This is a genomic window from Streptomyces sp. NPDC045956 (assembly GCF_056430705.1).
Window position 1 is genome coordinate 236,854 of the sequence record NZ_JBWKKZ010000011.1, and the last position, 13,184, is coordinate 250,037.

At 74.9% G+C, this 13,184-nt stretch carries 11 protein-coding genes; 5 read left to right on the forward strand and 6 right to left on the reverse strand.

Annotation, left to right across the window (positions count from 1 at the left end; all coding sequences use genetic code 11):
- Positions 1 to 35 precede the first annotated feature (35 nt).
- Both AC07FV_RS27420 and AC07FV_RS27425 read left to right on the forward strand, forming a co-directional pair.
- Positions 36 to 1,352, forward strand: coding sequence for an MFS transporter (locus tag AC07FV_RS27420; RefSeq protein ID WP_479089975.1), 1,317 nt, complete (start codon positions 36 to 38; stop codon positions 1,350 to 1,352).
- Between the two features lie 32 nt (positions 1,353 to 1,384).
- Positions 1,385 to 2,272: a hypothetical protein gene (locus AC07FV_RS27425; RefSeq protein WP_479089976.1), complete on the forward strand. Its 888-nt coding sequence runs from the start codon at positions 1,385 to 1,387 to the stop codon at positions 2,270 to 2,272.
- Positions 2,273 to 2,294: 22 nt separating this feature from the next.
- Here AC07FV_RS27425 and AC07FV_RS27430 read toward each other — a convergent pair whose 3' ends face one another.
- A complete protein-coding gene (locus tag AC07FV_RS27430; protein ID WP_479089978.1) occupies positions 2,295 to 3,497 on the reverse strand; it encodes a flavin-containing monooxygenase in 1,203 nt (400 codons plus the stop codon).
- A gap of 115 nt (positions 3,498 to 3,612) precedes the next feature.
- On the opposite strand from AC07FV_RS27430, the gene AC07FV_RS27435 reads away from it, so the two are divergent.
- Positions 3,613 to 4,221, forward strand: a complete 609-nt coding sequence (locus tag AC07FV_RS27435; RefSeq protein ID WP_479089979.1) for a GNAT family N-acetyltransferase — start codon at positions 3,613 to 3,615, stop codon at positions 4,219 to 4,221.
- 21 nt (positions 4,222 to 4,242) lie between these two features.
- Here the strand turns inward: AC07FV_RS27435 and AC07FV_RS27440 are convergent, their stop codons facing one another.
- The 3 genes from AC07FV_RS27440 to AC07FV_RS27450 form a co-directional block, all read right to left on the reverse strand.
- Positions 4,243 to 4,914, reverse strand: coding sequence for a pyridoxine/pyridoxamine 5'-phosphate oxidase (locus AC07FV_RS27440; RefSeq protein ID WP_479089981.1), 672 nt, complete (start codon positions 4,912 to 4,914; stop codon positions 4,243 to 4,245).
- Between the two features lie 67 nt (positions 4,915 to 4,981).
- Entirely contained in the window at positions 4,982 to 5,407 is a 426-nt protein-coding gene (locus AC07FV_RS27445) for a pyridoxamine 5'-phosphate oxidase family protein (protein WP_384695464.1), read from the reverse strand.
- 122 nt (positions 5,408 to 5,529) lie between these two features.
- Positions 5,530 to 6,165: a TetR family transcriptional regulator gene (locus AC07FV_RS27450; protein WP_383644793.1), complete on the reverse strand. Its 636-nt coding sequence runs from the start codon at positions 6,163 to 6,165 to the stop codon at positions 5,530 to 5,532.
- Positions 6,166 to 6,299: 134 nt separating this feature from the next.
- Between AC07FV_RS27450 and kbpA the strand changes: the two genes are divergently transcribed.
- Together kbpA and afsK are read left to right on the forward strand one after the other, a co-directional pair.
- Complete coding sequence (gene kbpA, locus AC07FV_RS27455) at positions 6,300 to 7,070, forward strand: AfsK-binding protein KbpA (protein WP_479089983.1); 771 nt, start codon at positions 6,300 to 6,302, stop codon at positions 7,068 to 7,070.
- Positions 7,071 to 7,262: 192 nt separating this feature from the next.
- Complete coding sequence (gene afsK, locus AC07FV_RS27460) at positions 7,263 to 9,659, forward strand: protein serine/threonine kinase AfsK (protein WP_479089985.1); 2,397 nt, start codon at positions 7,263 to 7,265, stop codon at positions 9,657 to 9,659.
- Between the two features lie 126 nt (positions 9,660 to 9,785).
- Here the strand turns inward: afsK and afsS are convergent, their stop codons facing one another.
- Together afsS and afsR are read right to left on the reverse strand one after the other, a co-directional pair.
- Complete coding sequence (gene afsS / locus AC07FV_RS27465) at positions 9,786 to 9,971, reverse strand: regulatory protein AfsS (protein ID WP_479089986.1); 186 nt, start codon at positions 9,969 to 9,971, stop codon at positions 9,786 to 9,788.
- Positions 9,972 to 10,184: 213 nt separating this feature from the next.
- Complete coding sequence (gene afsR / locus AC07FV_RS27470) at positions 10,185 to 13,136, reverse strand: SARP-family global regulator AfsR (RefSeq protein ID WP_479089988.1); 2,952 nt, start codon at positions 13,134 to 13,136, stop codon at positions 10,185 to 10,187.
- Between the last annotated feature and the right edge of the window lie 48 nt (positions 13,137 to 13,184).

Sequence of the window (13,184 nt, forward strand, 5' to 3'; positions counted from 1 at the left end):
CGATCGGACGGCCGGCGCACCGGAAGCTCTATGACGTGACCGAGACAACCGCCGCCGCAGCGGAAGACGCCCGCCGGCCGGAGCCCGCCCGGCCGCGCCCCCGGTTCCGGGTGCACCGCGCCTGGTGGGTCGCCGCCGTCACCTTCGTGACGATCATCGGCGCCGCCGCCTTCCGCTCGCTGCCCGGCATCCTCATCGACCCGCTCCAGGACGACTTCGGCTGGTCGCGCGGCACGATCGGTGCCGCCGTCTCCGTGAACCTCGCGCTCTACGGCCTGACGGCGCCCTTCGCCGCCGCGCTCATGGACCGCTTCGGCATCCGCCGGGTGGTCGCCGTCGCCCTGACCGTCATCGCACTGGGCTCGGGGGCGACGGTCTGGATGGAGTCGGCCTGGCAGCTCATCCTCTGCTGGGGCCTGCTGGTCGGTCTCGGCTCCGGCTCGATGGCACTGGCCTTCGCGGCCACCGTCACCAACCGCTGGTTCACCGAGCGGCGCGGCCTGGTCACCGGCGTCCTCACCGCCGCCTCGGCCTCCGGGCAGCTGATCTTCCTGCCGCTGCTGTCCTGGATCGTCGAGACGCACGACTGGCGTCCCGCGGCCGTCACGGTCGCCCTGGCCGCCCTCGCCGTCGTCCCCTTCGTCTGGCTGCTCCTGCACGACCACCCCGCCGACGTCGGCCAGAAGCCCTACGGCGCCACGGAGTTCGTCCCCAAGCCGGCCCCCGTCCCGGGCGCCGCCCGCCGCGCCCTGCGGGTCCTCTTCTCCGCCGCCCGCACCGGCCCGTTCTGGCTGCTGGCCGGCACCTTCGCGATCTGCGGCGCCTCCACCAACGGCCTGATCCAGACCCACTTCATCCCCGCCGCGCACGACCACCACATGCCGCTGACGACCGCCGCCTCGCTGCTCGCCGTCATCGGGGTCTTCGACGTGGTCGGCACGATCGCCTCCGGCTGGTTCACCGACCGCTTCGAACCGCGCCGCCTGCTCGCCGTCTACTACGCCCTGCGCGGGGTCTCCCTCCTCTTCCTCCCCGTGCTGCTCGGGCCGAGCGTCCACCCGCCGATGCTCTTCTTCATCGTCTTCTACGGCCTCGACTGGGTCGCCACCGTCCCGCCCACCCTCGCCCTGTGCCGCGAGCAGTACGGCGAGGACAGCGCGATCGTCTTCGGCTGGGTCCTCGCCTCCCACCAGGTCGGCGCCGCCCTCGTGGCCTTCCTCGGCGGCGTCGCCCGCGACCGCTTCGGCTCCTACGACGTGGTCTGGGTCGCCTCCGGCGCCCTGTGCGCGGCGGCGGCGCTGATGGCGCTGGTCATCCGCCGGCGGACGACGCCGGCGGCCGCCCTGTCGTGAGCCCCGCCCCCGGCCGGTTCTAGGCTGCGGCCATGGGGAGCGGGAACACGGGGGAGCCGGGCGGGCGTTCGCGGTCCACCCGGCCGAACGAGGAGTGGAACCGGGCGGCCGCGCTCTGCGCGGGACAACTGCCGCTGGTATGGCTGGCATGGTGGTTCGCCGAGGAGGCGGGCCGGGACGACTACGGCTACGGGGGTGGCGGCTACCTGGGCATCCTCTGCGTGCCGCTCGTCCTGCCGTTCCTCGGTCTCCTGCACGCGACCGCGCAGATCACACCGGCCGGCGTGGCGGCACGCCTGCGCCCGCGGGCCCTCCGCGGCCCCGAGTGGGCCTGGCACCTGGCCGGGTCCGCGCTGATCGGCGCCGGCTGGTCGGTGCTGGCAGACACGCTGTGGGACGTGCCCGTGACCGACACCCTCCCGTGGTGCGTCGGCGCCGGTCTCCTGCCGGTGTGGGCGCTCGCCTGGCTGCGCGGACGCTCCTGGGGCTCGTGGGGCGTCTGGCTCCGGTCGGCGGGCGCCTGCGTCGTCCTCTTCGTCGTGTGCGGAGTGCCGGCGGCCTCCTTGGCTCCTGACTACGAGCCCCCCGTCCTGTCCGCCGAACAGCTCGCCGGGTACTGGCGCGGCCAGGACGGGGACGTACTGAGGCTGGCCCCGGGCGGCCGGGCGGAACTGACCCGGGTGCCGGCCCTCGACGACGGCGACGGTGACTTCGTCTTGTGTGACGGCACCGGCACGTGGACGCGCGAAGAGGGCGACGGCCTGCGGGGCACCGGGCGCGACGGTGTCCTCGTACGCCTCACCGGAGGGTGCGGGCAGCAGACGTACTGGACGATCGGCGGTACCGGGCGGCGTCCCGAGTTGTTCGTGCTGTTCGGGGATCCGGACGCCGGCGAGCTGCGTGTTCTCGAGCGCCGCTGAGGGATGGGCGGCCGACGACGTCTCAGCCCGGCAGCCGGGAGGTCCGCACCTCACCCCTCCTCGCGACGGCCTTCGCGATGCGCTGGGCGTCGCGGGCCAGCTCGCGGAGCATGCCGCTGATCGGGTTGGTGAAGCCCGTGAAGTACAGGCCGGGTGCGGCGGCCGGGGTGCGGGGGCCGTGGACGACCGGTCGGCCCCGCGCGTCGAGCACGCCGAGATGGCCGACCAGCCCCTCCAGCCCGCGGAGGTAGCCGGTGGCGGCGATCACCGCGTCGGGGGCGATCCGGGTGCCGTCGGCGAGGACCGCCTTGCCGTCCTCGAAGCTCTCCAGGGCGGCCACGACCTCCACCCGGCCGCCGCGCACCGCGTCGATCAGTCCGACGTCCTGCACCGGGATCGCGCCCTCGGCGGCCCGGGTGAGGAGGCCGGTGTCCGGGCGCGGCAGCCCGTGCGCCGACAGGTCGGGCGTGCTGATGCGGGCCAGCGGCCGGGCGAGCCGGTCGACCAGGCGGGCGGGCAGCCGCCGTACGAGGACGCCGTTGTACTGGGCGGGCCAGCCGGCCGTGGAGCGGCGGACGATGTGCGGCGCGGTGCGCACGGACAGCCGCACCCGGGCCGCCCCGCCCTCCACCAGGTCCACGGCGATCTCGGCGCCCGTGTTGCCGACGCCGACGACCAGCACGTCCCGGCCGGTGTAGGGGAGTGCGGCACGGTACTCGGCGGCGTGCCGCAGCTCGCCGGTGTACGTGTCCCGGCCGGGCCACTGCGGCAGGCGCGGGGTGTGGTTGTAGCCGGTGGCGACCACGACCGCGGCGCCGGTCAGCTCGCGGCCCCCGGAGGCGTGCAGCAGCCAGCCGGAGCCGTCCGGCGCGGGCTCGACGCGGAAGACCTCGACGCCGGTGACGATCTCCAGCTGGTGGTGCTCGGCGTACTTCTCCAGGTACCGCACCACGTCGTCCCGGGACACCCAGCGTCCGAAGCGGCGCGGCATCGGCAGGCCGGGCAGCGCGGACAGGCGGCGGGTGGTGTGCAGGCGCAGCCGGTCGTAGTGGCGCCGCCAGGAGGCGCCGACCCGGTCCTCCCGTTCCAGGACGACGGCCCGGATGCCGCGGGCCCGCAGGGCGTGGGCGACGGCGAGACCACCGGGACCGGCGCCGATGACGTACACGGGGCGGTCCGCGGGGTGGGCGGGCTGCGGTTCAGCGGACGCTGTGGAGTCGGCCATGCCGCGAGCGTAATCAAGGCTCCGGTTGATGGGTCTCGGTCAAGACCGGAATCGGTTGCGGATCGGTCACGGCCCCTCGTCCCGGGTGTGCCGGGCGGTCGGCTTGAATGGGCCGATGGCCTCCTCACGCATGCTCACCGTAGACCCGTCCCTCAGCGAACCCCGCGGCCACGGCCTGCGCCTGAGGTCCTGGGACGCCGGCTCCGACGAGGACGCGCAGACCTGGCTGCGCGGCTACCTCGACCCGGAGTTCCAGCGCTGGAACACCCCGCTCACCCTGTGGACCGACCTGGAGGGCGCCCGCGATTCGCTGCGCGGACGGGCGCGGGACGCCCGGGAGGGCCGGTCGGCGTCGTTCCGGATCACCGACGAGGAGAACGGCGCGACGCTGGGCCACATCGGGGTGAACGAGATCAGCCTCCCGCTGAAGCTGGCCCGGATCGGCTACTGGGTGCTGCCCGAGGCCCGCGGCCGGGGCGTCGCCACCCGCGCCCTGCTCCTCGCCTCGCGCTGGGCCTTCGCCGAACTCGGCCTGCACCGCCTGGAACTGGGCCACGCGGCCCGGCACGAGGCCTCCTGCCGGATCGCCGAACGCGCCGGGTACGCCTACGAGGGCACGCTGCGCGGGGCGATGTTCGAGACCGGCCGGCACGACACGTTCCGCGACGCGCACCTGCACGCCCGCCTCGCGACGGACGCGGAACCGGCGGCGGACGGCCGCTGAGAGGCGGCGGGCCGTCAGGGCTCAGGGCCAGAGGAGGCCCTTGGTCCAGTTCCCGTCCTCCGTGCGCCGGTAGACGAGCCGGACGTGGCGGCGGCGGGCGTCGCCCTGGAAGAACTCCACCTCGTCCGGGCGCAGCCGGTACAGCGTCCAGGACGGGACGGGGGCGTCCGGTTCCCGGCCGGCCCGGTCCCAGGCCGCCTGCGAGGCGCGGGCCAGCTCGTCCGCCGAGTCCAGGTCCTCGCTCTGCCGTCCGGTGAGGGCGGCGGCCAGGGCGCCGGTCGACCGTGCGTGCAGATCTGCCTGCGCCTCCCCGGCCGGGGCGACGGCGACCGGGCCGCGCAGCCGCACCTGACGCCCCAGCACCGGCCAGTAGAAGACGAGCGCCGCGTACGGGCGGGCGGCGAGGTGGCGGCCCTTGCGGCTGTCGGCGTGCGTGGCGAAGGACCAGCCGTCCGCGTCCGCGCCGTGCAGCATCACCACCCGGGCGTCCGGCAGGCCGTCCGCGTCCGCCGTCGCCAGCGACACCGTGTGCGGCTCGGTCTGGCCGGCCGCCACCGCGTCGGCGAACCACCGGGCGAACAGGGGCAGGGGCTCGCCGGGCGCGGTGTCCGGGTCGAAGGGCGGCAGCTCGGTGACCGCCGCGTCCCACACCCGCAGTGACCTCAACGACTCGTGGAGATCGGTTCCGTCCATGCCCCGATTGTCACGCGCCCCGCAGCACATCGCCGCCGCGGGCGGGCGGGGGCGGTTCGGACGGGCCCTAGACGGAACCGAGGTCGGAGGAGACCCAGCGCTCGGGCCGCATGCGGACGACGACCTGCTCGCCGTGGTTGGCGGTGGCGAAGGCGACGTACCCGTCGACCTTCTCGGCCGGGAGGTAGCGGGCGGTGATCTCCCGCAGGTGCTCCTCGGTCGCGGTGACCGTCTCGACGACCGGGCCCTCCACGGACACGTACCGGATGGTGGGCTCCAGGCGGTCGACCATCAGGGAGAACCGGCCCGCCGCCTTGATCAGCTGGTTCTTGCGGCTGTCGAGCCCGGTCATGATCCAGACGTCGCCGCCGGGTGCGTACTGGTACCAGATCGGCACGCTCAGCGGGGCGCGGCCCGCCTCGGCGTCGACCGCGAGTGCGGCGACGTGGGGTTCGGCCAGGAACTTCTCACGCTCTTCGCGGGTCAGGGCCATTGCGGTCTCCTCCAGCGGGTGCAGCGGGACACGGGCGTCGGTCGTCGAGCACAACACCGGTCGGGCGGGCGGCTGATCCCCGGAGGATGACAGGACGGGGTGCCGCGCGACTGCCCGGCGTGCTACTTGGCGGGCTTCTTGCCCGTGACGCCCAGGTGCACCAACAGGGCGAGAGTGGGCTTGAGTTCCGCCTGCTTGACGCCCCAGGAGGAGAATCCCTTCTGGTGCGAGGCGGCGGCCGCGAGCATGACGACCAGGGAACCGGCGATCGCCGCGGGGTTCACGTCCTTGTCGATCTTTCCCTTGGCCTGGAGTTCGGCGACGGAGTCCGCGAGGGAGGAGTTCACCGAGTTCAGGATCTTCATGCGGATCTTGGCGAACCGTTTGTCGCCCTCCGCGGCACCGAGATCGACGACCCGGAGAATGGCGTCGTTCTTCCGCCAGAACTCCAGGAACCCGTCGACGAGTTCCTGCGCCGTCTGCCAGCCGGCCTTGCCCACCCACGAGCGCCCGGCCGTCGACTCGGCCAGTCCGGCGCTGTCGGCGGCCATGTGCTCGGCGATCTCCAGGACGGCGCCTTCGACGTCCGGGAAGTACTGGTAGAAGGTGGCGGGCGAGGTGCCCGCCTTGCGGGCGACATCGATGACCTTGACATCGCGATAGGGAGAGGAGCTGAGCATGTCGCTGAGGCAGTCGAGCAGTTTCTGCCGGGTCGCCTGCCCACGTCGACCGGCCACGCGGCCGTCGACGGTACGCACTTGTCCTGTCATGCCGTCAGCTTACCGACGGGTGATCTGAGCGCGATTCGGCCGACTGCAAATGGGGTGCACGGGCGCCGAGAGGCTGGTGTGCCTGGTCTGCGCGGTGCGGGCCGCGCGGTTACTTTGACGGCATGGCCGAAAATGGGGCATCCGCGAAGCGGACATCCAGCGACCCGTCGACGTCTCCCTCCCCGCGGCGGGAGGGCGTCCCCTGCTGGGTGGACGCGCAGCTTTCGGACGTCGAGGCGGGCAGGCGCTTCTACGGCGAACTCTTCGGGTGGACCTTCGGGGACGCCGGGGACGCCGGGGAGGGCCTCGTGTGGGCCCGCCTCGACGGTGAGCCCGTCGCCGCGCTGGTCCGCAAGACGGACGGGCGGATGCCCACCGTGTGGTCCGTGTACTTCCACACTCCGGACGCCGGCGCGCTGGCCGGGCGCATCCGCGCGGCCGGGGGCCAGATCGTCGTCCCGCCCCACCCGCTCGGCGCCCTGGGCACCACCGCCCTCGCCGCCGACCCCGAGGGTGCCGTCTTCGCCCTCTGGCAGCCGGACGGCCACCCCGGCTTCGGACGCCGGCGCGTGCCGGGCGCCTTCGCCTGGGCCGAGCTGTACACCCGGGACACCGAGGCCGCCAACGCCTTCTACGGCGACCTGTTCCACGACGCCCTCTTCGGCCCGGACGCCGCCCCCGACTTCGGCCGCGCCCCGGTCACGGACGTCTTCGCCGCCGAGATGCCGCCGCACTTCCTCGTCCACTTCCTGGTCGAGGACGCCGAGGCCGCGCTCGGCACGGTGACCCGGCTCGGCGGGCGGGTGCGCGTCCCGCCGTTCGAGACGTCGTACGGCGGGGTGGCCGTGGTCTCGGACGACCAGGGAGCCTCGTTCGCGCTGCTGCAACGCTGAACGGCGCCGCGTGTACCACGTCCGCCTGCCCGGGATGAGGTGAGACACCCTGATTGTCCTCAGGTTCGCCACCAGCGCTCCGGACAGGAAGAATCGGGGTGCGTGGCGCCACGGAGGTGCGGTGGTGAGACGCTGCACTTCGGTCGCGTACATATGTGGATGGCGCGGCCCGTACGGGGAGGTGGCAGGCAAGTGGTGGATCAGCTGACGCAGCACGATCCGCGGCGGATCGGGCCGTTCGAGGTGCTGGGGCGGCTCGGCGCCGGCGGCATGGGGCTGGTCTATCTCGCGCGCTCGGCGTCCGGCCGGCGCGTGGCGATCAAGACGGTCCGGACGGAGCTGGCGGAGGACCAGCTGTTCCGTGTCCGCTTCACGCGCGAGGTGGAGGCCGCCCGCGCGGTCTCCGGCTTCTACACGGCGGCCGTGGTCGACGCCGACCCGCGCGCGGCGGTCCCGTGGCTGGCCACCGCGTACGTCCCCGCGCCCTCCCTCGAGGAGATAGTGAACGAGTGCGGGCCGCTCCCGGCCCAGGCGGTGCGCTGGCTGGCGGCGGGCGTCGCGGAGGCGCTCCAGTCGATCCACGGCGCCGGACTGGTCCACCGCGACCTGAAGCCCTCCAACGTCCTGGTCGTCGAGGACGGCCCCCGGGTGATCGACTTCGGCATCGCGTCCGGCGTCTCCAACACCCGCCTGACCATGACGAACGTGGCCGTCGGCACCCCCGCCTACATGTCGCCCGAGCAGGCGAAGGACTCCCGCAGCGTCACCGGCGCCAGCGACGTGTTCTCGCTCGGCTCGATGCTGGTCTTCGCCGCCACCGGGCACCCGCCCTTCCACGGCGCCAACCCGGTCGAGACGGTCTTCATGCTGCTGCGCGAGGGCCCCGACCTGGAGGGCCTCCCGGAGGAGCTGCGCCCGCTCATCGAGTCCTGTATGCAGATGGATGCCACGGCCCGCCCCAACCCGGCCGACCTCCAGTCGCAGCTCGCCCCGCACCTGTTCGGTTCCGGCTCCGACGACAGCGGTACGGCGTCGGCGTGGCTGCCGGAGCGGGCGGTGGGCCTGATCGAGGGCCGCCGGGGCGGACGCCCCCCGGTCAAGCTCGCCACGACGGCCGGCGGCCGTGGCCCGGCCGGCGCCCATCCCGTCGTCCCGGCGCCGCCGCTCCCGCCCCCGCCCTCCCACGACCCGGTCGTCCCGGCACCGCCGGTGCACGCCCCGCCGGTGCCCTCGCCGGCCGGCGCCCCCGACACCGGCCCGGTCCGGCTGGCCGGCGCCGCGGTCCCCATCGGCCCCGGCCCGCGCGTCGCCGACATGCGCGCCGCCGCCGTGGCGGCACCCCCGCCGGAGTCCGCGCTGGCCGCGTCCTGGTCCCGGGCCCGCCCCGGCGTGAACGGCGCCGACCCGGCCCTGACGGCCGCGCCGCCCGCCCCCGCCGCACCGCCCGAGGCGTCGCCGGCCGGCTGGCGCCCGTGGCGCTTCCGCATGTCCAACGACGTCTGGGGCACCCCGTCCGTCGCCGGGGACCTCGTCTACGTCACCTCCTTCGAGGTGCACGCCCTCGACGTGGCCACCGGGCGCCGCCGCTTCAAGACCCGGGACGTCGCCTGGTCGATGGCGGTCGCGGACGGCCGTATCCACGCCTCCGACGGCCCGACCCTCTTCGCTCTGGACGCCCGGGAGGGCGGCGACCTGTGGCGGGTCCAGACCGACGCCTGGGTGTACTCCCTGCGGGCCGACCGGGGGACGGTCGTCACCGCCACCCGCGGCGGCGGCGTCCAGGCCTGGGAGGCCTCGGGCGGCCAGAAGCTGTGGGAGATCACCGGCTGCCAGAGCGACTTCGAGTCCCCGGAGGCGGGCCCCGCGGTCCACGACGGCACGGTGTACGTCTGGCAGGACGCCCGGCTGCGCGCCCTGGACGCCCGTACCGGCGACGAGAGATGGTCGTACCCGATCGGCGACGCCGCCTCCTGCGGCGGGGTCCCGGTCCGGGTCGCCCCCGCTCCCGACGGCTACGTCTACGTCTCGGCCGGCACCCGGGTCCTCGCCCTGGAGGTCACGTCCGGCCACGTCCGCTGGCACTTCGAGGCGCCGGCGGTCTTCCTCGCCCCGCCCACCTTCGTGCCGGGCCCGGCGGTGACCGGCGGCGGGGTCTACCTGGCCGACTACCTGGGCACCGTCTACGCCCTCGACGCCACCGACGGCCGCGACCGCTGGCGCATCGCCACCGAGGCACGCTCCTCGACCGACCCGGTCCTGGTCGCCGCCGGACACGTCCACGTGGGCAGCGGCAAGGGCCTCTACACCCTGGACGCGGTGACGGGGACGCCCAAGTGGCGCTTCCAGGCGGGCGGCGACCTGGTGGGCGCCCCCGCGGTCGCCGAGGGCCGGATCCACTTCGGCTCCACGGACCACCTGCTCTACACCCTGAAGGCCGACGACGGGCGGCTGCGCTGGAAGCTGGCGACCGGCGGCGAGATCACCGGCTCCCCGGTGGTCCGCGACGGCATCGTGTACGCGTGCAGCAAGGACCGCTGCGTGTACGCGCTGGACGCGGAGAAGGGAACGGGGACGGCCCGCACGACCTGAGGCCGTGCGGGCCGTGACGTCGTGCGGACCGTGACGCCGTGCGGGCCGGCGGGAGTGTCGGGACACACGTCGGCCGCGGCGGCTCCCCTCCGCGCCGCCGCGGCCGATCCCCGTGTGCAGGAAGGTCTACTTGCCGTCCCGGTCCAGGGCGGGCGGGGCCGGCATGGCGTTGTCCATCGTCGTGATCGCGTCCCGCGCGGGCCCGCTCGGCATGGCGTTGTCGAGCGTGGTGACGGTGGCGTCGTTCGCCGGCGGAGCCGGCATCGCGTTGTCCTGCGGCGTGGCCGCGGCGTCCTTGGTCGGGTCGCTCATGTCTTCAGTCCTTTGCTGCGGAGTCGGCGAGTGGGCAACGCCCGCCCGGTGGCTCCCCCGTGGGCCGCCGGACGGGCGTTCGGAGCCGCACGATACTTCCCGGGCTCCCGGTCACCCCGCCTGCCCCCCGACGCGACGGTGTGACGGGTACGACCCTGCCGCAGGGCGATAAACGAACGCTGAACGCCGCCGTGTCCCCCGTCGGGGGCCGGTTCAGGCGGCGTTCGCCGGCGCGAGCAGGGCCTGCACCTCGGCGGCCTGCGGGGCGCCGCACTGCTGGAAGAGGCTGAGCGCCTCCTGCCAGCAGGCCTTGGCCCGGTCGGCCTGTCCCAGCCCGGCCAGCGAACGCCCCAGCAGCGTCAGCACGTTGCCCCGCATCCGGTCGCCGCCGATGCAGCCCAGCGCCAGCGCCTGCTCCGCGTGCCGGGCGGCCTGCGCCGGGCGGTGGGCCGCCAGGTGCACCTCGGCGATACGGAAGTTGGTCGTCCCCTGCCAGAGGCGCTGCCGGTGGACCTCGAAGATGCGCAGGGCGTCGGCGAACTGCTCCAGGGCCTCGCCGTGGCGGTCGGCCGCGTTCAGCGCGATGCCGAGGGTGAAGTGCCCGTTGGCCAGGCGCATCGTCCGGCCGATGTCGAGCTGGGCGGTCAGTCCGCGGTGCGCGATGGCCACCGCCTTGGCGGTGTTGCCCATCCCGAGGTGCGCGCGGGACAGGTTGCACAGGCTGAGCGCCTCGCCGGCGCGGTTGCCGGCCGCGCGGTAGCCCTCGATGGCCTGCTCCAGGAAGGCCCTGCCGTCCGCGTACCGGCCCTGGTGCAGCGAGATCAGCCCTCGGTCGTTGGCGACCCAGCTGACGGCGGTCGTGTCCCGCTCGGACTCCGCCAGCGCCATGGCCGTCTCCGCCTGCTCGGCGGCCTGCTGGATACGGCCGGAGACCAGGAGGACGTTGGTGAGGGTCGTGCGGGCCCTGCCCTGCGCGCGCAGGTCACCGGCGGCTTCCGTGGCGTCGCACATCGCCCGGGCCGTCGTCTCGTACTGGCGCGAGTCGGCGCCGGACTCCGCCAGGTCCTTCGCCGCCCACAGCAGGTCCACCGCCCGCCGCAGCCGATCCGTCCCCGCGGACTGCCGCACGCAGGCCAGCAGGGGCGACGCCTCGCTGTACAGCCAGTCCAGCGCCGCCGGCCCCTCGGTGAAGGCGAGCCCCGGGTACGCCGTCGGCTCCAGGCCGTCCACCAGCCGGTCCCCGGGCCGCTCGATCGCGTAGACCGCCGCGGCCGTGGCCAGGTAGAAGTCCAGCAACCGCGACAGCGCGGCCCCCCGCTCGCCCGGCGGGTGCTCGTCGCGCTCGGCGCACGCACGCGCGTAGAGGCGGACCAGGTCGTGCAGCCGGTAGCGGCCCGGCGCCGCCGACTCCAGCAGCGAGGTGTCCACGAGGGACTCCAGCAGGTCCTCGGTGTCCTCGGCGGGCAGGTCCAGTACCGCCGCCGCGGCGGCCAGGGAGATGTCCGGGCCGTCGGCCAGGCCCAGCAGGCGGAAGGCGCGGGCCTGGGCCGGTTCCAGCTGGCCGTAGCCCAGTTCGAAGGTGGCCTTGACGGCCAGGTCGCCGGCCTGGAGTTCGTCCAGGCGGCGGCGTTCGTCGGCCAGCTTCGCGGCGAGGACGGACACCGTCCAGGTGCGGCGGGCCGCCAGCCGGGACGCGGCGATGCGGATGGCCAGGGGCAGGAAACCGCACGCCCCGACCACGTCCAGCGCCGCCTCCCGTTCCGAGGACACCCGTTCCTCGCCCACGATCCTGGTGAAGAGCGCCAGCGCCTCGTCCGGCGACATCACGTCCAGGTCGACCAGGTGCGCCCCGGCGAGGTCCACCATCCGCACCCGCGAGGTCACCAGCGCCGCGCAGCCCTCGGTGCCGGGCAGCAGCGGGCGTACCTGGGCGGCGTCCCGGGCGTTGTCGAGGAGGACGAGGACGCGGCGGCCGTCCAGGACGGACCGGTAGAGCGCGGCCCGTTCGGCGAGGGAGTCGGGGACGGCGGAGTCGGCCGTGCCGAGGGCACGCAGGAAGGAGCCCAGCACCGTCTCCGGTTCCGCCGAGCGCCCGCCCGCCCCCTGGAGGTCGACGTAGAGCTGCCCGTCGGGGAAGGCGGCCCGCGCCCGGTGGGCGACGTGCACCGCGAGGGTGGTCTTGCCGACGCCGCCGATCCCGGCCAGCGCCGAGACCGCCATCACCCGGCCCGCCCCGCCGTCCCCGGAGGCCGAGGCGAGTACGTCGCTCAGCTCGCGGACGGAGGACGCGCGCCCGGTGAAGTCGGGCACCGTGGCGGGCAGCTGGGCCGGGCGGACCGGGGCCGTCGGCGTCTCCACGGCCGGCGCCGACGGTTCGGCCAGGCCCGGGTCGGCCCGGAGGATGCGCTGCTGGAGTCCCTGGAGGCCGGGGCGCGGGTCGACGCCCAGCTCGTCGGCGAGCAGGCGCCGGGTGTCGGCGTAGACGGCGAGGGACTCCGCCTGGCGTCCGCTGCGGTAGAGGGCCAGCATCAGCAGCTCGCGCAGGCGTTCGCGCAGCGGGTGCGCCGCGGTGAGCGCCGTCAGCTCCGAGACGGCCTCCGCGTGGCAGCCCTGTTCCAGGTCCATGTCGAGGCAGGTCTCCAGGAGTTGGAGCCGCCACTCCTCCAGGCGGACGCGCTGGGCCTCGGCGTAGGGGCCGGGTACGCCGGCCAGTGCCTCGCCGTCCCACAGCGCCAGCGCGCGGCGCAGCACGTCGCGGGCGTGGCACAGGTCCCCGGCGCCGCGCGCCTTCTCCGCGGCGGCGGCCAGGTCCCGGGCCCGCGCGAGGTCCGACGCCCCGTCGGCCAGGCCCCGCACCGCGTACCCGCCGGACTCGCTCACCAGGACGCCGGGGTCCAGGACCTTCCGCAGCCGGGACGCGTACGTCCGCACCGCCGCCAGCGCCTGCGAGGGCGGTTCCTCGCCCCACAGGGCGTCGATCAGCTCGGCGGCCGTGGCCGTGCGGCCCTCGCGCAGCAGCAGGGCGGCCAGCAGGGCGCGCTGCTGCGGGGAGCCCGTGGCCAGCGGTTCGTCGCCGCGCCAGGCGCGCACCGGCCCGAGCACACCGAAGCGCAGCGCGGCCGGGTCGGGACGCCGCTGCTCCGGGACCTGCGGTACACCGTCCATGCAGTCCCCCTAGACATCCTGAGCAACTACGCCAGTTTGCCTTGTTCA